Genomic DNA, 24,675 nt, shown 5'->3' with positions numbered 1-24,675 from the left:
GGCGCGCATCAAAGCAGCTCAGCGACGACGGCAATCCGACAAATCTCAGGCGTAGCGCTATTTCCGACTGCTGGTCAGGAACTGCTGTAGTCGCTCGCTTTTAGGCTGCTTAAATACCTCGCTAGGATGCCCTTCTTCTTCGATGCGCCCTTGATGCAAGAACACCACGTGGTTCGATACATCGCGTGCGAAGGCCATTTCGTGCGTCACCACTACCATGGTGCGCCCTTCTTCGGCCAGGGCCTGCATCACCTTCAACACTTCACCGACCAATTCCGGATCGAGCGCCGAGGTCGGTTCGTCGAACAGCATCACGTCCGGTTCCATCGCCAACGCTCGGGCGATCGCCACGCGCTGCTGCTGGCCACCCGAAAGATGCGACGGATAACTGTTTTCCAGGGTTTGGGCCAGGCCGACCTTTGCCAGGTATTTGCGGGCCCGAATCTTGGCCTCGTCGCGGCCTACGCCTAACACGTGCATCGGCGCCTCGATGATGTTCTCCAGCACCGTCATGTGTCCCCATAAATTGAAATGTTGGAAGACCATGGCCAGTTTGGCGCGCATTTTCTGCAATTGCCGTGGATCTGCAGCGCGCAGCGCGCCCTTCTTATCCAGCTCGGTGCGAATTTCCTCATTATTGACGACAATGCGTCCTGCACAGGGCTGTTCAAGGAAGTTGATACAGCGCAGGAATGTACTCTTACCGGATCCGCTGGAGCCAATAATGCTGATTACATCCCCCGCCTTGGCTTTTAACGAGACCCCTTTGAGCACTTCATGCTGACCATATTTCTTGTGCAGGTCATCCACGGTTAATTGATACATAGTCATTCTCTCCAATTCAATCAATGCCCCTGAGGCTTCAAAAAGGCTAGCCAGCGCATTTCACAGCGGCGGAACAGCCATACCAGGGTGAATACGATCACGGCATACAGCACGGCGGCAATACCGAACGCGTCAAACGAAGCGTAGGTTGCCGCGTTCACGTCACGGGCGACTTTGAGGATGTCGGGCACCGTCGCGGTAAACGCCAGCGAGGTGGAATGCAGCATCAGAATGATTTCGTTGCTGTAGTAAGGCAAGGCGCGACGCAGCGCCGACGGCAGGATGATGCGGCGGTACAGCGTGAATGTAGACATGCCGTAGGCGCGCGCCGCCTCAATCTCTCCATAGTGCATTCCTCTGATCGCCCCGGCGAGAATCTCGGTGGTATAGGCGCAGGAATTGAGGGCGAAGGCCAGCAGCGTGCAGTTGATTCCTTCACGGAAGAAGGCGCCCAGCAACGGCTGGTTGCGCACTACATCCAGACTGTATATCCCTGTATATAAAATCAGCAGCTGGATATAGAGCGGCGTGCCGCGGAACACATAGGTATAGAACCATACCGGCCCGCGAATCCAGCGATGACGGGATACCCGCGCTACCGCCAACGGTACTGAAAGCACAAAGCCGATACTGACGGAAGCAACCAGCAGCCACAAGGTCATGGCGACGCCGGTCAGACGATAGCCATCGCTCCACAGATAGGCTTTCCAGTATTCTTGCAAAATGTCGATCATAGGTCCGCTTTCCTGACGCCTGCGGAATAACGCCGCTCTAGCCATAACAAAACACCGCTCGATACCGTGGTGATAGCGAGGTAGATCAAGCCGCCTACGATGCTGAAGAAAAACAGCCGCATCGAGCTTTTGCCGGCATCCTGCGTCGCAGTGATAATGTCAGCCAGGCCGATGATCGAGACCAGGGCGGTCGCCTTGATCAATACCCGCCAGTTATTGCCTATACCGGGCAAGGCGAAGCGCATCATCTGTGGAAACAGCACACGGCAGAATACTTTCCATGGCGTCATGCCGTAAGCCATGGCCGCCTCGATCTGGCCACGCGGCACCGTCTGGAATGCGCCGCGAAACGTCTCGGTGAAATAAGCACCATAAATGAACCCTAGCGTGATTACCCCTGCGAAAAATGGATTGATATCGATCTGATCCGTGTGTAGCGATTCGGTGAGCTGGTTCAGCAAGATCTGCAAGCTGTAGAACAGTAGCAGCATGATCACCAGATCCGGAACGCTACGGATCAAGGTCGTGTAGGCAGTTGCCAGATGACGCAGCGGGCGGTGACGGGACAGCTTGGCGGTAGCACCGATCAAGCCGATCAGCACCGCCAGCAGCATCGAAAGCAATGCCAGTTTGATGGTTTCCAGCGCACCTTCAAGAATGAGCGGACCAAAGCCCATTAAAAACATGTCCTGCCTCCTTTTAAATAAAATAGGACTTACGCAAAACCGCCCTGGCCGCGTTGCATCTCGTAGCCGACCATTCGTACTGTCTTCGTCGATGCCCTTGCCAGGCGCATACCCGCCTGCATGCGGGTATCGTGGCGCAGGCGGACAGCATGCTGTCCGAATTCCCTGCTACTCCCTTGCCAGGACGATTTCTCGTAAGTCCTGTGAAATTCGCCCGCTAAATCCATTTTTGGCAGCGATTGTTGCGTTCATTTATGTTGTTTAAGAACCGGCCACGTCTAGTACAAGATTTGTACTGGACGTGGCCGGTTTTAAAATGAATGCTGGATGCCGAAATCGACCGCATTGATGGAATCGCCGGAATCTCCGGTCTTTGTGCGGGCGGCGTCGGTGTACAGGTAGGTCCGTTTGGAGAGGTTGTACCAGTAGCCAATCGAGGCTTTTTTGTCGGATGCATGGCCGTCTTGCCTGACCTGCGCGTAACCGGCTTTCACATTGCCGGGACCGGCAACGACGTCGGCACCGACGCTCCAGCCCCTGGTCTTCGGATTCAGTGTCACGGTTGCGCTCTGGTTTTGCTGCGAGTACGAAGCCATCAAGTTGGCCGAGCCAATCTTGTAGGAGCCGGCCGCTTGCCAGAACTTGGTGCTGAGCGCGTTGCGCTCATAACCGAGCATTGCGGAAACAGGGCCGTTGTTATAGGTGCCGGACACCGATACAGGGTTGACCGGCAAATCGGTGGTAGCGATGCCAATCGGCTCTCTGCTTGCGACAGTCGCGTTCAGTTGAAATCCACCCATCACTGGCGTGTTGTAGAACAAGGCGTTGGAGAAGCGATTTGCTGAGTTCGACGGATTAAACGGATCCGAGTCGTAGTTCGCCGTCTGAAAATTGATCAGCGAACCCACTGTGTTGGTGAAAAACGGATCATAGTCCGCATTGGGATCTTGCACTGCAGTCAAACCTCGCCCCAATCGGATGGTGCCAAACGCACCGTTCAGGCCGACACGGGACTGTCCCTGAAATAGAGGACGCTGGCCATTGTTCTCTAACGCGCCGGTACCAGGCTCAAAGCGCATTTCCAATTGAAACAAGGCAGAAAGACCGCCTCCCAGATCTTCCGTTCCCTGAAAGCCAAGAACGTTGTTTGCGCCGCGGTCAAGGATCACTGCGTCATGGCTTTGCTTGATTGCGCCAATATCCATCCGGCCGTAAATGGTTAATGCAGTTTGTGCGTGCGCCACGTCTGCAAAGGTGGCGATTGCAGCAAACATGGGTAAGAATTTCTTCACTATCGTGTCTCCCGGAGTTGTTTTTGTCAGGACTTACGCAAAATCCCACCAGCGGCGTTATGCCTCCTGGCTGTACCTTCGTACCGTCTTCGTCGGCATGCCTTGCTGACGAAACGTTGCGTAATCCCTGTTTGTTATTTTTTTTAAAAAAAAGCAGGCATATTGCGATGCAATAGCGGCAGCTGCCCAGCTCCACTGTTCTGCCTGGCTTACTTCTAGGCTTACTTCTAGGCTTACTTCTAGGCTTACTTCTAGGCTTACTTCTAGGCTTACTTCAGGTCTGGCTTCAGCTATTACTTTGCGCCGTAGACATCGAAGTCAAAGTACTTCTTGTTGATCCGGGCGTAAGTACCGTTGGCGAGGATCGTAGCGAGAGCCTGGTTCAAATCCTCTCGCAAGGCCACGTCTTTCTTGCGCAAGCCGATGCCATCCCCGAGGCCGAAAAACTTTGGATCCTCCAGAGCCGGACCAGCGAACATGAAATCCTTACCCTGCGGCTTATTGAGAAAGCCATCGCTGGCTGCAATCGATGCCTGCAACGAAGCATCCAGACGTCCAACAATCAGATCCTCGTACACCTGGTCCTGGCCTTTGTAGGCAATCACATCGACACCGGCCGGCCGCAAGACAGCGAGGGCATAGGCTTCCTGGCTAGAACCCTGCGCCACGCCGACACGCTTGCCTTTCAGGGATTCTGCAGTCGGCAACAAATCGCTCCCGCGCTTGACGACCAGTCGTGCCGGCGCATTGGAAATCTTGTTGGTGAACGCAATCTGTTCCATGCGTTTTTGATTGATCGTCATGGATGAGGCGATGGCGTCGAATTTCTTTGCCAGCAGGCCCGGAATCATGCCGTCAAAACTGATTTCAACCCAGGTGCATCGAGCGCGGAGCTCGGCGCAAAGCGCTTCGGTAATCTCGACGCCAAAACCGGTGAGCTTGCCATCTGCGGTCTTGAATTCCAGCGGCGGATAGGTCGGATCGATACCAAGCTTGATCTCCTTGCCAGACCAGTCTGCGGCGTTGACGGAACCGGAAATGGCCAATAAAGCGAGCGAAACTGTCGTGATGATTTTTTTCATGAAATGTCTCCTTAGATTTATGTGTACTGCCCGACTGCTATCTGCGTAGCGATGTTTTATCCTTGCTTCTGCTTCTGCTTCTGCTTCTGCTTCTTCCCTTCCCTGTCGGGACAAGAAGCAATCCTGTGTGTGCCCGCGTGTGCAGGGTCAGACCAAAAAGCGCTCGGCCAACTTGACCCAGTAACTCGCCCCGATTGCCAGGCAGGTGTCGTTGAAGTCGTAACCCGGGTTGTGCAGCGTGCAGCTGCGTTCACCATCGCCGTTGCCGATGGTGATGTAGCTACCGGGACACCTCTCCAACATGAAGGCAAAATCTTCACTGGCGGTAAAAGGGCGAAGATCGTCGATTAATCCGGCATCACCAACCCATTCATGCGCCACTTTGCGGGCAAACCGGGTTTCGGCTGGATGGTTGACCAGAACCGGATGACAGCGGAAATAGTCGATCTCGGCGCGGGCGCCAAAGCTGGCCGCCTGGCCATGCACCAGTTCGGTAATCCTGAGTTCAAGCAAATCACGCACTTCGGCTGCGAGTGCGCGAACGCTCAGAGACATCTCGGCCGATGGAGGAATGACGTTGGATGCAACGCCGGCGTGAATCGAGCCAACGGTGATGATCGCCATTTCTTGCGGGTTGACGTTGCGCGACACGATGCTTTGCAGCCCCATCACAATCGATGAGCAAACCACCACCGGGTCGATCGCCTTGTGCGGTACCGCGCCATGTCCGCCTTTGCCGACCACCCGTATAGTGACGGTGTCGGCGGAGCTCATGAACGGGCCACTCAAAAAACCTAATTGGCCAGCCGGATAGCCTGGCACGTTGTGCATCGCAAATACCGCGTCGCAAGGAAATTGCTCGAATAAACCGTCTTCCAGCATCTTCCGCGCGCCTCCCAGCCCTTCTTCTGCGGGCTGGAAAATCAGGTGAAGCGTGCCTGAAAACGAGCGGGAACCAGCAAGATGCTTGGCTGCCGCCAGCAAGGTGGCGGTATGGCCGTCATGGCCGCAGGCGTGCATCACCCCGTCTATCCGGCTCGCATATGGCAGGCCAGTCGTCTCCTGGATTGGCAGCGCATCCATATCGGTGCGCAACCCAAGCGAAGGACCAACGCCGTTTTTCAGCGTCCCGACCACTCCCGTCCCGCCCAGACCACGCGTGACCTGGTAACCCCAGCTTGTCAGAAGCTCCGCAACCAGTGCGCTGGTAGCAAATTCTTTGAAACCGAGTTCAGGGTGGGCGTGGATGCGGCGGCGAATTGCGATCATGTCTTCCTGGATGGCCGCAATTCCGGGCAGGACAAAGGTGGCATTCATCAATGGATTCCTCGGTAAGATCAATCAGACTGTATCGATGGCAAGGCGATGCACCTTTCGATGCCGCCAATCGCCAAATCACAACGTGGAGCCGATCTTAGTCAACAATGTATGCACTCGTAAGCCGCAATTTCGTTATGATGACAACCAAACGTTGTCACATGAGGCGCAAATTGAAACTGCATCAAATACAAGCAATGGTCGCCAGCGCCGAGACCGGCAGCATACGGGGAGCGGCCCGTTCGCTAGGCATCTCGCAGGCCGCCGTAACGCGGGCGTTGCGTGAGCTTGAGGCCGCCCAGCAACTGCCGCTGCTGATACGCAGCCCCGCCGGCTTAAGTTTCACGGAGTATGGAAAGGTGCTGCTTGCGCACGCCCGGCTGGTGTTGAACCAGCTGCATCAGGCGCAGAGCGAACTGGACCAGCTACGGGGTCAAGCCGAGGGACGTCTTTGCGTCGGCATTACACCTTGGGTCATGCTTACCTTTCTGCCTGAGGCGGTATTGCAATTCCGACAGCGCATGCCGGAGGTGCGGCTCGAATTATTTGAAAGTTTGATGCCGGTTGCCCAACCGTTATTGCGCGACGGGAGTATGGATTTTGCAATCGGGCCGCTGCTACCGTCGATGGCGGCCCAAGAGTTTACTTGCGAAGCTGTGCTCAATTACGAAACGACGGTACTGGTACGGCGCGGTCATCCCCGCCAAAAAGCCCGATCGATCCATGATCTGCTTGACCAGGACTGGGTGTTGAATTACGCCCCGGACGGGTACGATGCGCTGATGGATTATCTGTTTTGGCGGCATGACGCCCGCATCGATGAAAAACGCATCGTACTAGCACAATCCGTGACGATGCTGCAGTCAATGGTCGAGCATGCCAGCATGTGCACCTGGTGCCCCACCATTTTGAGCGTCGTTCCGCCTTTTCATGATCGCGTGGTGGCGGTACCGCTCATTGAACAGTTCGAACCCCGACAACTCTGCGTTATCACGCGCCGCAGCAGCACCCTCAGCCGCGCAGCCGTCTGTTTTATCGATTGTCTGCTACAGGTTATCCGTCGCCATTCCCGCTCTGCGAAAAAAGAAGACCAACAATTGTTCAATACGTTAACTTTGCTGGTTTGAATTGAGCCGGGTTGAACGCGCCTCGTTATATACAGGTGCAACCGCTGCCCTGCGCCGCCTGAATTTACTCTCGTCTTTCGCTTGGTACAAGTGATCTTTTTGATATCAACAAAAATACAAATTGATGCCTTAGCTTCTGCACCAAAGACTTAATTAGGACTAAAATTGGTCTTTGCAAGAAATCAACGGAGCTTATGTCATGAAATTTTCTACTCAGGTAAAGCCCATCAGCTATCTCAAGAGTCACACCGCTGAGATCGTCAGGGACATCACTGAAAATCGCGAGCCACTGTTGATTACACAAAACGGTGAAGCCAAGCTGGTCGTGATGGATGTGAAGAGCTATGAAGAACAAGAAGAAACACTCGCGCTACTGAAAATCCTGGCTCTTGGCAATCGTGAAATTGAACAAGGAAAATTTCGAGATGTTGAAGACGTGTTTGCCGATTTGGACAAGGCAGATCGCTAATGAGTGGCAAAGTGAAATCCGCAGCAACGTTCAGAGTTGTGCTTCTTGATTCGGCAGAGCAAGACCTCAAAGAACTAAAAATCTATGTCATCAAAAATTTCTCGCTAAAAACGTGGCATAGCACTTTCGAAAAAATAAAAGAAGCCATTCGGAACTTGCAGCACTTTCCACAGGCAGGACTCATTCCAGACGAAATTGAGAAACTTAACCTGACGCAATATCGTCAAGTGTTGTCTGGCATGAATCGCGTTATTTACGAAGTTAGGCAAGAGACCATTTATGTTCATGTCGTTGTAGACACGCGCAGAGATATGAATGCATTGCTGACACGGCGATTATTGCGAATCAGATAATAGTAAAAAATTTATACAATGGAGGTCGTCCCAGAAAAGTGACGTGCTCAACGACCAAGGCACGGAGATCCGCCCAAATTAGTGGAGATCGCATCGCATTGGGATCACGTAGACAAATTTCGTTTTGGCACTCCACATCTTGTTGCTCCTCGGGATAGCCTCGAAAGTGGAGCTGAACATCGGCGGCTTGTTGTCATCAATCATCGTTCCATTCCGTAGTCGTGTGGTCGCCACCTTCAGTATCTTGACAGGTTGAACACGGCGCATGCCGAGCCGAGAACTACATCAAGCCCATCTCGGTGGCGTATTTATACAGGTCGACATCGCGCTCGATACCCAGTTTTTTCATGGCGTTCATCTTTTGCGAGCTGACCGTCTGCTTGCTGCGGCTTAACCGTTCGGCGATTTGATTCACCGTCAATCCGGAAACCAGCAGGCGTACTATTTCCACTTCCCGCTTGGTGAGTTTGCTCGTTGTGCGGCCATCTGCCTGGCCGATTCTCAGCGCCTGCACGATCGTATTCATTGTCGGAGAAAAGTATTCGCCGCCTGAATGGGCAATATGGATGGCCGGAACTAGATGGGAAGAATCATCGGATTTGCTGACCGCGCAGCGAATATTCACGGTGAGCAAGGTTTGCAGCACGGCGGGATTATCCATCATCGTCATGACGACAATGTGGATGTTCGGATAGCGCCGCTGAATAAACTCGAAGAGCGCGAGACCGTCGCCGTATTCGCCCTGAGGCATCGCATAGTCGGTGACAAGTACATCGCATGCCTGCTGGTCGAGCAGTTCGATGAGCCCGGTGGAGTTTCTCACCGCGCCTACAATTTTGATGGTCTCAATTGCAGCAAGCTCTTGCTTGATACCTTTGAGCACCGCTGGGTGGTCGTCTGCGATGACGACACGTATTGAGAACGAATCCATACCCTGCCTATTATCCCGAGTGATTGTTTGCTTTTTATAGCAATTTAAAATTTATGTGAAGAAATACTGTCAATGTTACTTTATTTTTGAAACCGAAAGTCCCTGTCGCTCCCAGCACTCCCGCATCTCCCGCTTGCGCAATGGCGATGCAAAAATAAACTGATTCATCGCACGCGTGAAATGCTTTGCCTCCGTATCGGAAAGACGGGAGTAGCCGAGTAAAAGCTGGGCAATTTTTGGCGATTGTTCCTGTTTCATCTTGCTATACCTGTCTGTAAATATTTTTTTGGTCTGACAGCGATCTCATCCTGCAACAAATATATAGGGGATCGGATGTAATGAAAATTAGACAAGTATTAAAACTAATAGAAGTTAATAAGGACTAGTCCTAAAGAATTCAAAATGAGGACTTTTTTTAAAATAAATCCAGCTATTGTATAAATACAAAGTTAAACTCATTTTCAGGAAAAATACTTGTCACAACCCAATGCCATTCTCAGTCAACAATAAAGACTTACTCCAAAGCGCCGGCAGAGTTGCTGCGTCTGTAAAGAAATCAAGCGTACTCTGGCTGCTCAACCGCTATCAGCGCGGTTTGTTGCGGGGTGGCGCCATTGCGTTGACCATCGCCATCCTGGCCGCCAACGCCTTTGTGATATGGTCCTACGTCAAGGACTACGTTGCTGATGCACACTACGTTTACCTGACATACAAGAATGCGCTGCTGATCGATATCGAGACCAAGAACGCGGCAATCCGCCGTGGCGCGATTTACTCTGAAATGCTGTGGTCCGACTCCCCTCAACAGAATGCGCAGGTGATGCGTGATTTTTCCGAACATGGCGGTCGTGTCGTGCTGCAAGCCAGCGACAAAGTAACTCCGCAACTCGCCCTGGCGCAGATTAGCGATGCGCGGCCGACGGCTTCATTCGCCAAATACCTGTCGTTCGCCGAAGAGTTGGGCTATCCTAGCACCGTTAGCGCACGGCAGCGGAAAATACCGCTGAACGCGTATTACTACAATCCGGATCACACGTTTCTTTCCATCCTGCCGGCTCCCGCCGGTGATCCGCTTAAAATGACCGGCGCCAGGAATGTCACTGAACTGATTGATCGCATCGCACCCGATATCGGGGATCCACGCAGCTCTCCGGTAGTACGAGGCTTCCGCGAACCGCATCGTATTATCTGGCTGCCTGTCTCACGCGATCCGTTTACCGGTGAATACGTTTTCAGAGTGGTGCAACCGATGTTTGACGACAACGGCCACCTTTTCATGACGTTTGTCAGCGCCTTGCCAGCCAAGTTCTTGACGGATAAATTCCATCAAGAACCTTACGACGGCAATTTCATGATCCTTGACGAGAGCGGCAAGACCATCGTCAATGCATGGCATGATTCGGTGGTCGAACCGGGCTTGAGCCAGCGCATCATCGATTCCAAAAGCTGGCAGAAAACACTCAATACGCCCGACTATTTCTATCACGACGGCGATTTCACCATCAGCGAATCGCTGTCGGATACCGGATGGGTATTGGTTTATGCCTCTTCATGGCGTACCTTGCTGGTAGCACTTCTACCTAAATTGCTTCCTTCTTTACTCGGCACGCTGGGGCTGATCACCCTGCTCTGGATTTTCGTGCTGCTGTTCGACCGCAAAATTCTCATGCCGCTGTTTCAGCGTTCGCAACGTGTGTTTGAAAGCGAAAACCTGAACCGCACCATCATTGACGCGGTACCGGTAGGCTTGAGTTTATTGTCGATCCGCAGCGGCGAGACCTTGCTGCAAAATGAAACGATGCAGTCCTATGACAATCCAAAGCATCCGCTGCACAGGCAATTCCTGAGTTTATATTGGGACATGCAGAAGTCCTCGGACGGCACGTCACTCAAGCAGGCGAAGGACCATACTCTTGCAGTCACATTGGCCGATGGAACAACGTCGCATTTGCTGGCAAACCTGGTCAAGACCAAATATCAAGGCGCAGAGGTACTGCTCTGCAGCTTTTCCGACGTCACCACGCGCAAGCGCCTTGAAGAAAAACTGGACGAAGCGCGTGCGGCCGACGAAGCTGCCAACCAGGCCAAGGCAGCCTTCCTGGCGACCATGAGTCACGAAATACGGACGCCGTTGAACGCGATTCTCGGCAATCTCGAACTGCTGGAAAGATCGCCGCTGAGCAACATGCAAGCCGATCGTCTGCGTACTATCACCTCTTCCTCCATGTCCTTGCTCGACATCATTAACGATATCCTGGATTTTTCCAAGGTCGAATCCGGCCAGATGACGCTGGAAAATATACGCTTCGACGCCATCGATACGGTAGAACAAGCTGCAACCATCTTTGCGCCGCTGGCCGACGCCAAGGGCCTCAATCTTTTCTATACGGTGGCGCCGGATATGCCGCGCTTTTATCTAGGCGATGCCACCCGCCTGGGCCAGGTTTTACTGAATCTCCTGGGTAACGCCATCAAATTTACGGAGAGCGGCAAAGTCACCATCGATTTGCAGCATCATGCCGAGGCAGACGGGATGCCATCGATGCTGGTAATCAGCATCAGCGACACAGGAATCGGCATCAGTGAAGCGCAGCAGCGTGAACTGTTTCAGGCGTTCGCGCAGGCTGACAAGTCGATCACCCGCCGTTTCGGTGGAAGCGGCCTTGGTTTGGCGCTGTGCAAGCGACTGGTCGAACTGATGGGCGGCACGATCACAGTAAACAGCCGCCTCGGGGTGGGCAGCACCTTCAGTATTCATCTGCCGTTGCTGGCCGATACCGAAGACCTGCCTTCCAACACTGTTTTTCCGGTAACGCCAACCCTTTTCATGCTGTGCTCCGCACCGGAATGGCGGACGGCCATTAGTGCGCATCTGGCGTATTGGGGTACGCATGTGCAGCTTCTTGAGCATCCTCAGGAAATGCCGGCAGCCGCCCTGCCACTACTCATTTTCGGCGACTCCCGCCCCTGGAGCGTTGCCGATGAAGACCGCGCGCGCGAACGAGCTTCACGCGTCATCGATGCGACCGAAGATGGCCCCAGGGTCGCTGTCACGAACGGCAAGCACAGCGTCGTCTCCTGCTATTGCCTGCAAGGCTTGCACGAGGCCATCACCGGCGCTATTACACCATCAACAAGCGCAGGCAGCATTGCAGAGAGCAACGCAAAAAACAATCCTGCGGTGGATGGCATACAGGCGGTACAGCGAGTGCGCGTACTGGTGCTGGAAGATAACAAGGTCAATCTGGCGCTGATTCGGGATCAGCTCAATGCGCTCAACTATCAAGCCGATCTGACGAACAACGGCAGTACCGCGCTTGATCTGTTCGAGAAAAACCAGTACGACATCGTACTGACCGATTTGAGCATGCCAGGCATGAACGGCTTTGTCTTTACCAGTTTCTTGCGACGCCGCGGAGCGCAATTGCCGGTCATCGCCATCACCGCACACGCCACTGCTGAAGAACATAATCATTGCAAAAAAGTCGGCATCACAGATGTGTTGCTGAAACCGATGTCCCTCGACGAGATTGATGGCATGGTGCGCAGATATGTGATGCGCAGCACTGAAATGGCGTCTCCGTCCTTGCCCAAAACAGGCAAACCGCAACTCGATGCGGAATGGTTGCAGTTATTGCGATCAAGTACGGAAGAATCTTTAAGCGAGATTGATCATGCCCTGTCGGCGCGCAATGTCCAGGCTGTGCTGGAGCAACTGCATTCGATCAAAGGCGCGTTTTCCATGGTGCATGAACAGACCGCGGTCACGGCCAGTGCGCAGCTGGAACAGCTTGGCAGAATTCCCGACCTGGCCGCGCTGAGCGACGCACTTCCTGCGTACAAGGCGTTGTTGAACGATGTGCTGAAAAAACTGGGCGGGTAAAAACCTTGTCGGCAAGTGGTGGAGGGATGTGCGCGCCGAGCACTTTGGTTTCGGCATGTGCCACATGCGTATTCTTAGCTATGCCGCGATGCGTTCGATCTTTGGCCGTTTGATCTTGCCAGCCTGGTGTAAGTCGTACTGCAACTGCATCCCTGCCCACAGCTCAGGACTGGTGCCAAAGGCTGCGCCAAGACGATAAGCCATGTCAGACGAAATCCCGGCAGCGCCAGTCACAATACGTTGAAGTGTGACGCGACCAACACCAAGACGTATTGCCGCGTCCGTCACCGTCACATCACCCAGGTACTCTCTCAATACCTCGCCAGGGTGCGGCGGATTGTGCATACGAGTCATATTGAACCTCCGTAAAATTTCAGTGATAGTCACGGTAGTCAACAAGAATCGCGTCCATACCTTCACACCAGCGAGGCGACAACCCTGATTCTGACTACTGGTAGCTCATGGTGAACGTGGCGCGCCCCTTCACTATTCCGCCGGATACCGGGCCGTCGGCGACGTATTGCGCGCTAAACGGGATGTTCAACGTCGCAGCCGACGGACCGACATACCATTGGTTCAGATTGCCGGGGGCGCGCGAATCGGGGCCGTAGCGGAGCGGCTTCCCGTTTCGCGAGATGCGCAACTTCACACCCTTCGCCGTCGAGTCAGGGGTCAGCGTCAACAGGTCGCTCGTGTTTCCCGGGTCGGTCATATCGGTTAGGGTCATGTAGACGCTCGAGCCAATCTTGCAGTTCAGCCCGATGTTGAAGCCAGTGTCCCCCGCGGTAGCGCCCGCATAACTCAGGTCGCCCGTGCTGATGTTCGGCAGGCGCACCGGAGGCGCTGACGAGTTCGTGACAGTGCAGCTCTGCGGCATTGGTTTAATGGATCCCCCCGATGTTGCAATAACGAGATATAAATATCTGTACTGGTCTGGATAATTCCTATCGAAAATCCTGACTTGAGATATGGGTGGCCTTGAATCATTTGGCATTTGTTTTATGTTGTAAATGCCATCACTGAGCTTTATCAGCTCAATTTTTATCCTGAAAGACCCGGAAGCCGGATTGGGTGAAGTAATCGGCGGCGCCCATTCTTGGATAGAGCCGGTCACGGGGTTCATTACCTGACCCGTATCCATGTTGGTTATGCGAAAACCTGTGTATTTATAAAGACCTTCATAAACAGTATTAATCTGCCCGACCCCCGGAAACTGCGTTGGCAAACGCAATGAACCGAGGAATTGCAAGCTAAATCCCCCCATACCGCTCGGATTGGCCGGGCATTCGTAGGGAAGAATCATTGTCGTCGTTGCAATTGCAGATCCGTCTGGTGCATCATGTGGAACGACAATGCTGCCGAAATTGAACATATCGCCCGTCATATTTATGTGATTTGGGAAATTGCACACGGCCACACCATATGCGGAATGATTGACGCCAATCCACGCGACTCCGACGAACATAAATAAACGCAATAGGCTAATCAGGCGTTTTTTTGCTTCATATTTCATCTGTATTTCCCTCCATTCAAAGCGACGGCGCTTGCCTCGCCGCGTGTGCCGTTTGCGATAGTCACTGTCAGCGTGCCGGGGGCTTCCATGCCCCTAATGAACAAATGCCCACCTTGCTCCACTGTCCCAACATACTTGTTGATAGATATCTTCATTGGAATTCCTTGGTCTAATGGGACAAAGGTCCCCAGGTTAAATTACGATCGCGCGGCTGAAATCAGGACTGATCCTGAATTGCTGCGACGTCTTGTGTGTCGGGTTGGCGGTCGGACGTAGCCGCATGTTCCAGCGCCGCTTCTCCATCGGCGCGGCATGTCGCCTCAATGCGCTGAAGATTTTCCGATTTCGCACGGCTTTGGCGCACTGGCAGGTCGTAGGCGATCCGGCACATTGATTCGGACCCGTTGCCCCAACTGACCGTGAGATGTCCTTTATCCTGCAGACCGCGCACGAACATTTTGCTGGCCTGCCCGACTGTGCCGATATTGTTGCCTTCCTCGTCCAGCACCGAAGCGCCAAACGGCAGCGGCGCACCATCTGGTTGCGTGGCATGAATTACCGCTGAGCGTCCCGATTCGGTCTCGAACTTCATGAAAACGACGGAACCGGCGCGCGGTGCAATCTGCTGGCTCGTCGCCTTCAGTTCCACGTCGGTGGACAAGCCTTTCGGGTCCAGTTCGATCACGTTCAGGTTGTACGGTGTGAGGTAAGGCACAACGGCATAACCACGGCCATCCAGACTCAGTCCTGATACGTTAATGACCCGCGCGCCTTCGGCTTCCTTCGCTTCGACGACGCCGATGGTCTCGCCCACCGGCTGCGACAATGTAACGCCTCCAGGATGTGCTACCACCGCGCCGCGCACGCCAAACGATCCCTGCGAATAGCCGCTGCCGCTGCTGACCGAACCCGAAACGTCGGCATAAGGCGTGTGGTAGGCTGCATTTGCGCTACCGCTCGATGTACTAGCCGCTCCGCCACCGCCGCTCGCATGGTTTGCGCTGACGCCATAAGAGAAAGCGTTGCTCACGCCTGCCGCGCCGGAAAGCGTGGCTTGCATCGACCGGCCGCCATTGCTGGCACGCGACATATTGGTGCTCAGCGTCACTGGGTGCTCCTTACCCAGCGGGATGCTCAGGGTCGCATAAAACTCCGTCCCCATGGCGCCGGAACTATCGCGCTGACGCGATGCGGAAACACTATAGTTAACGTTCTTGTAGGTATTGCTGTAGCCGACTGAGTAATTCACGTCCGTGCCGCTACGGTTCCAGTACTTGACGGTAGAACCTGTCAGGTACATTTGGCCGCCGCGCTCGCCCAGGCCCTGGCTAAGCGAGATCTGGGCCCTGTCGCGCTGGCGCAATACGGTCGCGGTATTCCTGCCGCCTGCCGCAGCGTCGCGCGTCCTCATCGCATCGTTCAGCGAGAAATAACCGCCGGTCGAATAGCGATAGGCTGCCACAGTAAAATTGGTCTGGGTTTCCTTGACCATTTTGCTGAAGCTGATGCTGGTGCTGGTGCCGTTGAGGCTGCCCTGATCCGGAATGCTGGTGTGCGATTGCGTCACGCCGACGCCGACCGCACCCGCCGGCGTATTGAACGCCCCGCCAACCACCGCAGCGGCATAGCCGGCCGAACCCGTGATGCCGGCATAACCGGTCATCAGGTTGGACAAGCCGCGTTGCCAGGTGCCTTGCGCAAAAACCGGCCTGTTCGACAAGCCCGAATCACGAATTTGCCCGGCGGTGGCGCTGAAACGATTGACGCCAGGGCGCAGCGACAACGGGACGGCCGCATAAGGGACAGAGAAGGAATGTGTTCTGCCATCGGCTTCGAGCACGGACACATCCAGGTCGCCGCCGTAGCCGGTGGCGTACAGATCGTCGAATTCAAACGGCCCCGGCGCCACCGTCGTCTCATAAATAACGGTACCGTTTTGTTTGATAGTGACCTTGGCGTTGCTGCTCGCTACACCACGCACCGTCGGCGCGTAGCCGCGCATGGAATCGGGCAGCATGCGGTCGTCCGAGGCGATCTGCACTCCGCGAAAGCCGGTGGAATCAAACAGCTCGCCGCTGGTGTATGCATCGCCGATGACAAGCTGGCTCTTCAGGGCCGTCAGGTCACGCTGCACATAGGTGGTGATGCTCTGGTATTTCCGTGTGCCGTCGGCAGCCCAATTGAAAGAGCCGTTATGGCGAAAGCGCCATTCGTCCACATTAAAGCCGCCATTCAACCCCAGGTGATAAGTATTTTGCGCGCCGCCAAACTGCTTGTTGTTGTAGCGATACGCGTTGAAGTCATAACCGAGAATGCCGGCATTCACGCCGGAATCCCAGTATTCCGGGCTGACATAGCCACGCGCAGTGCGGCTCAAGGCAACTTGCGGCATGCTCAGGTCGAGCCGTTGCTCGCCGAAATCGAAGGTTGCAAAAGCATCGCTGACGATCTCGGCGATGGGCAGACACACACTGGCGTCCGCCAGTTGCATGCCGATCTCTGGCGGCAGCTTGGTCACGGCGACGCCGGCCTGCTCAAGGGCTTTCTTATTGAAGCAAGGCTGCGCATTCGCCAACCCCACCTGCTCCTTGAAGGGAAGCTGCATACGGCCTGCCCAGTTCTGATTCACGAACACATCAACGCTGTAGTTGCCCGGGACCACGTTGTTGCCTTTTTCAAAGCGCGACAAATCAACGGCTTTACCGCTGCCGGCTGGCAGGAAGCCACTCTCAAACTCCACCTGCGCCACTTGCAGCGATTCAGCCTGACCTGCCTGCGCGTAAGCAACCGTCTCGATCATCGAGAAAGCGGCCAGGATCAGCACGCAGAGTGGCTTGAGCTTGAATGGTGGTGTTTGATTTGAGTGTTTCATTTTGTTGAATACCCTGACTATGTGACTGCTTTTTGTGGAGATTCCGTGCAACTCTCGCTGTGCCTGATGGAGCAAGATCAAGTGTATTTATTGCGGTGTATCGCAACAATTAGACGCGTCTGATAACCCGAACCGCTAACATAGGACTTGTACGAAAGCGTGCTTCTACCCACCCGAAATTATTTAATTTGGAATTAAAAAAACTCGTCGGATTCGACTTCAGGCTGCCCGCGTGAATTTGTCTTCTTATTGGTAATGGTGAAGCGATCCCAATCGACGTCTTTTGAAAAAGACCGCGAATAACGCTGATAACGTCGTCACGCGGGAGCATTGCATTTCAGATTTGTGGGGGAAATGCGCAAAAAAATGAGCAAAAAAATTCCCTGCCGCCTCACGAGGGAGGCAGCATGCTAGCCAGAGTGGCCCTGGCTTTTACTTCAGTGGACTTAGTGGACTCAGTAAGTTACGTCGGACGCTGGCGCATTGCCGGCGTTATTGCGTCACTGCCTTGCCTTTGACGCCAGCGCCCCAATCGTTGATGGCGTTGTAAAGCACTTCTGCGCCTGCTGCAGGCAGCGCGGTCAAATCAGCGATGTTAAACAACTCCGATTCACCGGGCTTCACAAACCCGCTCCCTGCATCGAATGTTTTATCGCCGATCTTCACATCCACATTGCCCAGGTTCACGAAATAAGGCGTTGGATTACTCGCCTTTAACTGGTAACCCTTGCCATCGGCAGCATGGACCACTTGCCACGTCACTTTGGCCGGCGACTCTTCGGCCTTGCCCGTCAACTCTTGCGGCCGGAACATGATCTTGATACGGGTACGAAATGCCAGCTGAATCCGGTTCGCATCGGCTTCTGCTGTCGGCTTTGGCGGAATTTCCAGTACATTGAGCCAGAACAGTGTTTCCTTGTCCTTGGCGAGCGGCTCTTTCGTATACATCAGGCGCAAGGTCTGCCCTTTTTTTGGGTCCAGGCGAAACATGGTTGGCGTCAAGGTGAACGGCACGTCGATCGTGTCCGGAGATGCATCGGCGATGCCCTTGTCGATCCACGTCTGCACCAGCGCCGGCGCCTTGCCGTCGTTCGTGACCTTGATGGTTACCTCCCGCTCTTGAGACGGAAAAACAACCCGTGTACCTGCTATGACCACACTCGCTTGTGCATGTGCAGCGAAGAAACCTGAAGCCATCGCGGCCACCAGCATGACTTTTTGAAGGACTTTTTTCATCGTGTCGCTCCTGAATAGAAATGATTGAAAAATTCTTGAACTCGCTTCAGAAGCAGCCTCTGCCACGGCAAGGTCGAAGCTGCTTGAAAATACGGCAAGAAATACAGCAAAAAATACAGCAAGAACGCCCGTTGACCCTTCCCTCAGCAGAGAAGGATCAACTGAGGTTTTATCGATTATTGATACATCATCGTGTAGTTAACGCGCGTTCTAACCCTGCCTTCTGTTGTGCCGCCCGTCGATTCATATTGCGCGTAGTAGTTCAGCTCTGCAGCGCCAGCTGTTGAGATGCTAACAACTTGCGATTTTTGCGAACCGACTGCCGCAGCTGCATCGATTGACGCAAATGCGTCGGTCAGCAGACCGATTTCAACTTTGGTGGCGCCACCGGTATCAACTCTCAAACGACCGGTATCTTTATTCACTGTTGGGCCTGGTTCAAAGTACGTGGCCACCTGGCCGCCGGTCGGTGAGCAGTTGGTCAGCTTGATGGTGAACGGGGTACGGCCAGCCCAGGTGCCTGCAACTGCCAGTGTTCCAGCCGATACAGTCGGCAAAGTGACTGTAAAATTTTTGTTACCGCCGTTGATGGTGCAAGTTTTTGATGTGATGTTACCTTCGATGCTGATTTCACCGTCAGCCGCATAAGCAGCAGGAGCAAAAGCGACAAAGACGGAAGCAGCGGCGATAGCGGCAACGATAAGATTCTTTTTCATTTAGAAAATACCTTAAAAATAAACAATGAAATTAACTTAAACAAAGTTAGATGAAATGCCTCACGAGCGAATGCCACTTCTGATGTGACCCCAGCCTTCGCTGGGCTTCGATACGGCAAAACTGAGTATATTTATGGCGGCATGCCATGACAATTAGACAAGTCAGGAAATGGCCACCGGTAGAGTAGGACTGATCCTAAAACAGATAAACTTGCGTGGATTTGCGCGAATCGTTCTCGACATCGCTTCAGAAGCAGCCTCTGCCCCGCGAGGTCGAAGCTGCTTGAAAATACGGCAAGAACTATGCTGAACTTTCCCTCACCAGAGAAAGGTCAACTGAGACTTTATCGATTATTGATACATCATTGTGTAGTGAACGCGCGAGTTAGCGATACCAGCTGTTGCTTCGCCCTGCGATTCATATTGCGCAAAGTAGTTCAGGTCTGCCTTGCCGCTTGCGATCTTAGCAATTTGCGAATTCTGCGCAGCACCTTCTGCACCTGCCTTGATAGGTGCAAATGCGTTGTTCAGCAGACGGATTTGAACGTTTTTGGCGGTGGAATTGTCATCAGAAGCATCCACGATCAGAGCACCGGTCCCTTGGTCCACTGTTGAACCTGGCTCGAAGTACGTAGCCACCTCGCCGGTGTCCGGCGAGCACTCAGTCAGCTTGATGGAGAACGGAGTACGGCCAGCCCAGGCGCCTGCTTCTGCCAGTGTGCCAGTTGCTACAGGCGGCAAAGCGACTGTGAAATCGTTGTTAGCCTCGCCGCCGTTGATGACGCAAGTCTGTGCCTTGACGAGACCTGTGAACTCGATTTTGCCGTCAGCGGCGTGAGCAGCAGGAGCAAAAGCGGCGAAGGCGGAAGCAGCAGCGATAGCGGCAACGATAAGATTCTTTTTCATATAAACACCTTATAAAAATAAAAAATGAAATTAACTTGAGCAAAGTTAAATGCAATGCCTCACGAACTAATGCCACTTCACTTCTGATGTGGTCCCAACCTTCGCTGGGCTTCGATGCGACATGAAGAAGTATATTTATTACATCGACCCATAACAATTTGACAAGTCAGATAGTTGCAATGGGTAATGTAGGACTAGTCCTAAATATAAAAATCGTTGTGTGTTTTTTTGCAGAGTTGGTCTTGTCTTGTTGATCCAGTCGCCGCTGTCAGCTCAACTTTTTGGCGACGTTCCATCCAGGCTATTGCCAGAAATGTGAACAAATGATTCACGGGTCATCAAAGACTCGCAACTTGGATACAATCAGCGCTCCAATAGGAGACACCGCTGTTATGAACCCGGATGGAATCGCCCTTGCCTGCCCACATTGCAGGCACACCGTTACTCAACTTGCCCCGGGAGCGCGTCCGATTCAGGACCAGAGGGTCAATTGCACTTCCTGTAAACGGGCAAGTAAGCTGGCGAAATTGACGACTAGCGACGGCAACACGTTTCAGATGTATATGCGGGAGGTAGCCGCCAATGTTACGTCGGCGAATCGCGTAACAACGACCAATCCGGCCGGAAAATCAGCCTGGTCAGGCTCGATGTAATCCATTGATTCACTGATTCACTTTCATTCACCAAGGAAGCCTGTCATGAAGCTCTACTACAATCCACTCTCCACCTATTCGCAAAAGACGCTGATCGCCCTCTATGAAAAAGGCGTTGCATTCGAACCGGAAGTAGTCAGCCTGATGTCGCCGGAAGGCAAAGCGGCTTATGCCAAGATCTATCCGATCGGCAAGTTGCCGTTGCTCAAGCCGAGCGACGATCACATGATTCCGGAATCGACCATCATTATTGAATATCTGGAAGGTCACCATGCAAGCGGTACTCAGCTGATCCCAAATGACGTGGACGCAGCACGCCAGGTGCGCTTCATCGATCGCATGAGCGATCTGTACCTGGGCAATCCTGCAGGCACCCTGCTGTTTGAGCGCTTTGGCTTTCAGAAATACAGCGAGGAAGAACTGGCGAAGGCTAGCAATTATCTGCGCATCACGTACGAGCATTTCGATAAGCGTCTGGCAAATCAAGACTGGTTGTGCGGTGAGTTCTCCATGGCCGACTGCGCAGCCATTCCTCCACTCTTTTATTGTCAGGTCGTTGCCCCGTTTGCCGCCTACCCCAACATCGTGCGTTACTACGAACGCGCCAGGCTGCGTCCAAGCTACGCCCGCGTCATGGAGGAGTTTGTCCCGATCTGGGAAGGCATGCTGCTGGCGCAGAACAAGTCCGCGTAAGCTGCCGAGCCTGCCATGCGTGTCGATGTATGCACAGAGATCTTCATCGCGCGTGCGCGTGATGAGGTATCGGCTTATGCTGCCAATCCAGACAATGCTCCATCGTGGTATGTGAATATCAAGGCGGTGGAGTGGCAATCTGCTCCTCCGCTCAATGTTGGCGCACGCATCGCTTTCGTTGCCCGATTTCTTGGCCGGCGCTTGCGCTATACCTATGAAATTATCGAATTTGTCGCCGGCGAGCGGCTGGTCATGCGCACAGCCCAAGGGCCGTTTCCTATGGAAACGACCTATATCTGGGCATCAACTCTGTTTGGCGGCACACATATGACTTTGCGTAATCGCGGCGAACCCACCGGCTTTTCAGCATTGATGGCCCCGTTCATGGCCAAGGCGATGCGACGAGCCAATCTTGCCGACCTGGCTCGCCTTAAAATTTTGCTGGAAGAGCCTGGTTCGGAAAGCGCTTAGTCGCACAAAAAATCACACAAAAAATAGTTCAATAAGCGGGCGCTGTGCGGTTACTTTACGTATTCGACTATTTCCTCGTTGCGTAGCATCAGTTGTTCAAGCCGTGCGCCTTCCACCAGCGCATGCAGGCAATGGCTGACCTGGTCGATGCGGATATCCGAGCGTGAAAGCGTGCATCGAACGCCTCCCACTGCGGCCAGCCCGACGGGCATGGCGAACACGTCTTCGGGAAAAACAATCAAGCGCGACATGAACCGCATTGCATCAGACCAGGACGCGGCGTAGCGCGCCGCGCGTTCGGAGTCGCCGATGTCTAGCGCTATTGCCCGGGAAGCGGCAACGCCCTCGGCGATGAAACCGGTGTTGAAGCTTGGCTCGTCCGGACTTAAGTCTTCGAGAAAGGCGCCGTTCTTCACCAATTGCTGCTGAATACCCCAATCGGTCGCTTTGAAAGCCAGCTCCGCCATCTTGGGATCTGCTGTGATCCGGTGCAAGGCTTGCAAGCCTTGCGGCAACCAGCCGGCCGATCCCCAGCTCGGGCAAGTATTGAAACGGTGTGCATACCAGGAGATCTGCGCATCAAGCGAAGCCGGCAACACTGTAGGATCTACGATCGCGAAGCGTCCCAGTGCGGCTAGCGTTGCGCCTGGAAAATATTCGTGATCGTCTTGCAGGTCGAGTCGTTTGATTGGCCTGCCGATACGGCCGTCCACACGCAGCATGCCACTGAGGCGGCGGGCAATTGAAAGCGCCGCGGCGCTTGCGCTCAGCGCTGGATGGTCGGCAACTGCGCGTAGCAATACCGCGTCGGCCAGCGAGCCACCGGTCCACCCGGGCAGTATCAGCGCTCCGTCCCTGACATGCACGAGGCAGTGACGTAATCCAGTCTGCGCGGCGTTGCACCAGGTGCGTTCATTGAGTAAGCTCCCTGCCAGATCCAGCGCCATCAATGCATGAATTGCCCTTGCCGCTGTGCCGCGCGCTTGCGCTTCACCGGAAACAGGCAGCAACAAGTAACGCGGCATGCCATCGACATCCAGCGAGCCGGCGATATAGCTGCCAAGCAGGCGAATCAGCGCGGCGGCATCTGCGCACTTTTCGTCATCCGCAGAACGGTCCGGAAAGCCGAAACGCATTGGCCGCCCCCGCCCCTCGAATTCCGTCCATTCGGCGCATTGCAAAGTGCGCCATTCTGCTTGCCTGGTTTCTGCAGCCGTTTCGGCGTGCGCCAGTTGTGCTGTTGTGCGCACAAAAGCTTCGCGTGACAGGTTGTTATAGGGCAAGGCGCTTGGCAACAGGATTGTCGTCCGACCTGCGTAGTCGATACAGAGCGCGTCCAGCCCGCGCCGCAGCTTGCGCGCCACCATTGAGATCGGTGCCGCCCCTAACGGCTCCGGGTGATGCAGGACAGAGACAACGATTGTGCAGCTTGCAAGGTTTGTATTGCGCTCTAATTCGCGTGAATCACGTGATTCGCGTTTCAGTCTTGGGTCGGCAAGAACTTGCGCTACTGCCTCGCGCAGTCCTGCACCCAACGCTGGACCGTTGCAAAGACCATAACCAATCAGCCCGGAATGGTACAGCCGCACGGCGACGCCTGCGATGGCGCATGGTATGGCGCTATCCTGCAAGTCCGCCGGTTCTACGCTGCCGGGCGTGAGCGCCTGTGCAAGTAATCCCCGGACAAACGCAACGAGGCGATGGCCCAGCGCTGCATTGCGCCACCAACTGGTCTCGTCATTTTCGCGGGTACCATACGGCAGCCAGCTTTCGCCCGGCTCGATATATTTATGCACGTCGTGGCGGAATATATCGTGCGGCTCGTTGCGTACGATACCGGCATTGGTTTTGCGCGCGTGGCGATATTGTTCGACGTCGCTGATGAACACCTCGGTATTGGGCAACGCGCCGCCGCGTTTCATCGGGAAAACACGGCTTTGTGCGACGATCCCATAACGGTCGAAATCCAGGTAACGCGGTGCGATCGATTCAAGGGCGGAAAAGAAACTGACGGCAATTTTCAGCTGCGCCAGATTCTGTATGGTGATCTGACCATTCGCCACACACAATGTGTCGATGGTGGCGGCAATTACGTCGCTGCATGGCTGCGCGGCAGCAGGATTGAAATGCCAGAATCCGCTGCGGGCGATGCGATGTTCGTTGGCCCGCTCACGAAAGCTCACAAACACGCCGCCCGGATCTTCATAACTGCGATCCATCGATCGTGGCGCCAGCGGTGCGACGCCTGTGGTCAGATAGGTGGTTGCGGCGAATCGCGCCAAGGCTGCCGGATGCAAGCCTTCCGGGGCCGGCACGCTGCCGGTTGGCGGCGCATAGGGAGGCAGTGGGTGCGGGAGGGTGTGCGCCATGCCGAGATCAGACCAGATGTCGAAGATCGCTTCCGTGCGATAGCCGTTGGCGTTCGCCCAATCGAAACCGCCGCGATGTGGAAATTGCGCAAGCACAATCGCGCCCTCCACCTCCGCGCCTTCGTCTTCGATAGCGCGGATTGCTTTGCCGAGCGACGTGCCGGAACTGATGGAGTCGTCGATGATCACCACCGGTGCGTGCTTGTCGAAAGGCCCTTCTATCCTTCGGCACGAGACGTAGGTCTTGCGTTGCTCGCGGATGCATAGTCCGGTATAGCGCCCCTCGCCAAGCAGCACGCAGGCCGACAGCAACGGCATGCCCGTGTAGCCGACGGTGGCCAACTGGGTCGAGCGGAAACCCTTCAAGCGATCAAGAATGCACAACGCCGCCAGCCGCAATCCTTCCTCCGTCAGCGTTGAATTCCAGCTGTAAAACGCCCAGGGCGCGAGCGTGCCGTCGCGATGGCGGATCGGTTGTTCCGCCGAAGCGACTAAAATTCCATGCTCGCGCAAATGCTCCGCCAGCGCCTCGCGTTTATCGTTCATG

Annotated in this window: 21 protein-coding genes; 6 read left to right on the top strand and 15 right to left on the bottom strand. The window is 54.4% G+C overall.

Annotated elements, in window-relative coordinates; genetic code table 11:
* Positions 1-57: 57 nt before the first annotated feature.
* From LT85_RS12450 to LT85_RS12420, 6 genes are all read right to left on the bottom strand, one after another.
* On the bottom strand, positions 58-825 hold the full coding sequence (locus LT85_RS12450; protein ID WP_038489169.1) for an ABC transporter ATP-binding protein: 768 nt from the start codon (positions 823-825) through the stop codon (positions 58-60).
* A gap of 20 nt (positions 826-845) precedes the next feature.
* Complete coding sequence (locus tag LT85_RS12445; RefSeq protein ID WP_038489167.1) at positions 846-1,559, bottom strand: ABC transporter permease; 714 nt, start codon at positions 1,557-1,559, stop codon at positions 846-848.
* Positions 1,556-2,245, bottom strand: coding sequence for an ABC transporter permease (locus LT85_RS12440; protein WP_038489165.1), 690 nt, complete (start codon positions 2,243-2,245; stop codon positions 1,556-1,558). Before LT85_RS12440 ends, LT85_RS12445 begins: the two co-directional genes overlap by 4 nt.
* 311 nt (positions 2,246-2,556) lie before the next feature.
* Complete coding sequence (locus LT85_RS12430; protein ID WP_038489160.1) at positions 2,557-3,537, bottom strand: porin; 981 nt, start codon at positions 3,535-3,537, stop codon at positions 2,557-2,559.
* 293 nt (positions 3,538-3,830) lie between these two features.
* Complete coding sequence (locus tag LT85_RS12425; protein WP_038489158.1) at positions 3,831-4,619, bottom strand: ABC transporter substrate-binding protein; 789 nt, start codon at positions 4,617-4,619, stop codon at positions 3,831-3,833.
* 147 nt (positions 4,620-4,766) lie between these two features.
* Positions 4,767-5,936, bottom strand: a complete 1,170-nt coding sequence (locus LT85_RS12420) for a M20 aminoacylase family protein (protein WP_038489156.1) — start codon at positions 5,934-5,936, stop codon at positions 4,767-4,769.
* Between the two features lie 173 nt (positions 5,937-6,109).
* On the opposite strand from LT85_RS12420, the gene LT85_RS12415 reads away from it, so the two are divergent.
* The 3 genes from LT85_RS12415 (at position 6,110) to LT85_RS12405 (ending at position 7,885) form a co-directional block, all read left to right on the top strand.
* Positions 6,110-7,063, top strand: coding sequence for a LysR substrate-binding domain-containing protein (locus LT85_RS12415; RefSeq protein ID WP_038496033.1), 954 nt, complete (start codon positions 6,110-6,112; stop codon positions 7,061-7,063).
* Between the two features lie 199 nt (positions 7,064-7,262).
* Entirely contained in the window at positions 7,263-7,532 is a 270-nt protein-coding gene (locus LT85_RS12410) for a type II toxin-antitoxin system Phd/YefM family antitoxin (RefSeq protein ID WP_038489154.1), read from the top strand.
* The gene (locus LT85_RS12405) at positions 7,532-7,885 is read left to right on the top strand and encodes a type II toxin-antitoxin system RelE/ParE family toxin (protein WP_038489153.1); all 354 of its coding nucleotides are present in this window, start codon (positions 7,532-7,534) and stop codon (positions 7,883-7,885) included. The genes LT85_RS12410 and LT85_RS12405 overlap by 1 nt, the downstream gene beginning before the upstream one ends.
* A 280-nt stretch (positions 7,886-8,165) precedes the next feature.
* On the opposite strand, the gene LT85_RS12400 is transcribed toward LT85_RS12405, so the two are convergent.
* Positions 8,166-8,816, bottom strand: coding sequence for a response regulator transcription factor (locus LT85_RS12400; RefSeq protein WP_038489151.1), 651 nt, complete (start codon positions 8,814-8,816; stop codon positions 8,166-8,168).
* 75 nt (positions 8,817-8,891) lie between these two features.
* Positions 8,892-9,074: a hypothetical protein gene (locus tag LT85_RS26565; RefSeq protein WP_156117506.1), complete on the bottom strand. Its 183-nt coding sequence runs from the start codon at positions 9,072-9,074 to the stop codon at positions 8,892-8,894.
* A 229-nt stretch (positions 9,075-9,303) separates the two neighbouring features.
* Here LT85_RS26565 and LT85_RS25420 point away from each other — a divergent pair, with 229 nt between their 5' ends.
* Positions 9,304-12,699 (top strand): ATP-binding protein, encoded by a 3,396-nt coding sequence (locus tag LT85_RS25420; RefSeq protein ID WP_052135120.1) that lies wholly within the window; start codon positions 9,304-9,306, stop codon positions 12,697-12,699.
* Between the two features lie 78 nt (positions 12,700-12,777).
* On the opposite strand, the gene LT85_RS12390 is transcribed toward LT85_RS25420, so the two are convergent.
* The 6 genes from LT85_RS12390 to LT85_RS12365 form a co-directional block, all read right to left on the bottom strand.
* Positions 12,778-13,053: a HigA family addiction module antitoxin gene (locus tag LT85_RS12390; RefSeq protein WP_038489149.1), complete on the bottom strand. Its 276-nt coding sequence runs from the start codon at positions 13,051-13,053 to the stop codon at positions 12,778-12,780.
* 94 nt (positions 13,054-13,147) lie between these two features.
* A complete protein-coding gene (locus tag LT85_RS25415; RefSeq protein ID WP_052135119.1) occupies positions 13,148-14,212 on the bottom strand; it encodes a fimbrial protein in 1,065 nt (354 codons plus the stop codon).
* Between the two features lie 217 nt (positions 14,213-14,429).
* Positions 14,430-17,084 carry a fimbria/pilus outer membrane usher protein gene (locus LT85_RS12380; RefSeq protein WP_052135118.1) on the bottom strand — a complete coding sequence of 885 codons (2,655 nt, stop codon included), beginning with the start codon at positions 17,082-17,084 and terminating at the stop codon, positions 14,430-14,432.
* A 492-nt stretch (positions 17,085-17,576) separates the two neighbouring features.
* On the bottom strand, positions 17,577-18,320 hold the full coding sequence (locus tag LT85_RS12375; RefSeq protein WP_038489147.1) for a fimbrial biogenesis chaperone: 744 nt from the start codon (positions 18,318-18,320) through the stop codon (positions 17,577-17,579).
* 176 nt (positions 18,321-18,496) lie between these two features.
* Entirely contained in the window at positions 18,497-19,036 is a 540-nt protein-coding gene (locus tag LT85_RS12370) for a fimbrial protein (protein ID WP_038489146.1), read from the bottom strand.
* 351 nt (positions 19,037-19,387) lie between these two features.
* Positions 19,388-19,942 carry a fimbrial protein gene (locus tag LT85_RS12365; protein WP_038489144.1) on the bottom strand — a complete coding sequence of 185 codons (555 nt, stop codon included), beginning with the start codon at positions 19,940-19,942 and terminating at the stop codon, positions 19,388-19,390.
* A gap of 698 nt (positions 19,943-20,640) precedes the next feature.
* Between LT85_RS12365 and LT85_RS12360 the strand changes: the two genes are divergently transcribed.
* Both LT85_RS12360 and LT85_RS12355 read left to right on the top strand, forming a co-directional pair.
* Positions 20,641-21,288: a glutathione S-transferase family protein gene (locus LT85_RS12360; RefSeq protein ID WP_038489142.1), complete on the top strand. Its 648-nt coding sequence runs from the start codon at positions 20,641-20,643 to the stop codon at positions 21,286-21,288.
* 15 nt (positions 21,289-21,303) lie between these two features.
* Positions 21,304-21,759 carry an SRPBCC family protein gene (locus tag LT85_RS12355; RefSeq protein WP_038489140.1) on the top strand — a complete coding sequence of 152 codons (456 nt, stop codon included), beginning with the start codon at positions 21,304-21,306 and terminating at the stop codon, positions 21,757-21,759.
* 50 nt (positions 21,760-21,809) lie between these two features.
* On the opposite strand, the gene LT85_RS12350 is transcribed toward LT85_RS12355, so the two are convergent.
* Positions 21,810-24,674: a hypothetical protein gene (locus LT85_RS12350; RefSeq protein ID WP_038489138.1), complete on the bottom strand. Its 2,865-nt coding sequence runs from the start codon at positions 24,672-24,674 to the stop codon at positions 21,810-21,812.
* Between the last annotated feature and the right edge of the window lies 1 nt (position 24,675).

The sequence above is a fragment of the Collimonas arenae genome (assembly GCF_000786695.1).
Lineage (GTDB): Bacteria > Pseudomonadota > Gammaproteobacteria > Burkholderiales > Burkholderiaceae_D > Collimonas > Collimonas arenae_A.
The sequence above is the reverse complement of the archived record's forward strand: the minus strand, read 5'-3'. Positions and strand labels throughout refer to the sequence as shown.

Bases quoted from the DNA above. Each gene is read 5' to 3' on its own strand.
- LT85_RS12350 (WP_038489138.1), bottom strand. From the start codon at position 24,674: ATGAACGATAAACGCGAGGCGCTGGCGGAGCATTTGCGCGAGCATGGA.
- LT85_RS12390 (WP_038489149.1), bottom strand. From the start codon at position 13,053: ATGACTCGTATGCACAATCCGCCGCACCCTGGCGAGGTATTGAGAGAG.
- LT85_RS12355 (WP_038489140.1), top strand. From the start codon at position 21,304: ATGCGTGTCGATGTATGCACAGAGATCTTCATCGCGCGTGCGCGTGAT.
- LT85_RS12375 (WP_038489147.1), bottom strand. From the start codon at position 18,320: ATGAAAAAAGTCCTTCAAAAAGTCATGCTGGTGGCCGCGATGGCTTCA.
- LT85_RS12440 (WP_038489165.1), bottom strand. From the start codon at position 2,245: ATGTTTTTAATGGGCTTTGGTCCGCTCATTCTTGAAGGTGCGCTGGAA.
- LT85_RS12445 (WP_038489167.1), bottom strand. From the start codon at position 1,559: ATGATCGACATTTTGCAAGAATACTGGAAAGCCTATCTGTGGAGCGAT.
- LT85_RS12370 (WP_038489146.1), bottom strand. From the start codon at position 19,036: ATGAAAAAGAATCTTATCGTTGCCGCTATCGCCGCTGCTTCCGTCTTT.
- LT85_RS12450 (WP_038489169.1), bottom strand. From the start codon at position 825: ATGTATCAATTAACCGTGGATGACCTGCACAAGAAATATGGTCAGCAT.
- LT85_RS26565 (WP_156117506.1), bottom strand. From the start codon at position 9,074: ATGAAACAGGAACAATCGCCAAAAATTGCCCAGCTTTTACTCGGCTAC.
- LT85_RS12425 (WP_038489158.1), bottom strand. From the start codon at position 4,619: ATGAAAAAAATCATCACGACAGTTTCGCTCGCTTTATTGGCCATTTCC.
- LT85_RS25420 (WP_052135120.1), top strand. From the start codon at position 9,304: ATGCCATTCTCAGTCAACAATAAAGACTTACTCCAAAGCGCCGGCAGA.
- LT85_RS12400 (WP_038489151.1), bottom strand. From the start codon at position 8,816: ATGGATTCGTTCTCAATACGTGTCGTCATCGCAGACGACCACCCAGCG.
- LT85_RS12380 (WP_052135118.1), bottom strand. From the start codon at position 17,084: ATGAAACACTCAAATCAAACACCACCATTCAAGCTCAAGCCACTCTGC.
- LT85_RS25415 (WP_052135119.1), bottom strand. From the start codon at position 14,212: ATGAAATATGAAGCAAAAAAACGCCTGATTAGCCTATTGCGTTTATTT.
- LT85_RS12360 (WP_038489142.1), top strand. From the start codon at position 20,641: ATGAAGCTCTACTACAATCCACTCTCCACCTATTCGCAAAAGACGCTG.
- LT85_RS12405 (WP_038489153.1), top strand. From the start codon at position 7,532: ATGAGTGGCAAAGTGAAATCCGCAGCAACGTTCAGAGTTGTGCTTCTT.
- LT85_RS12410 (WP_038489154.1), top strand. From the start codon at position 7,263: ATGAAATTTTCTACTCAGGTAAAGCCCATCAGCTATCTCAAGAGTCAC.
- LT85_RS12365 (WP_038489144.1), bottom strand. From the start codon at position 19,942: ATGAAAAAGAATCTTATCGTTGCCGCTATCGCTGCTGCTTCCGCCTTC.
- LT85_RS12420 (WP_038489156.1), bottom strand. From the start codon at position 5,936: ATGAATGCCACCTTTGTCCTGCCCGGAATTGCGGCCATCCAGGAAGAC.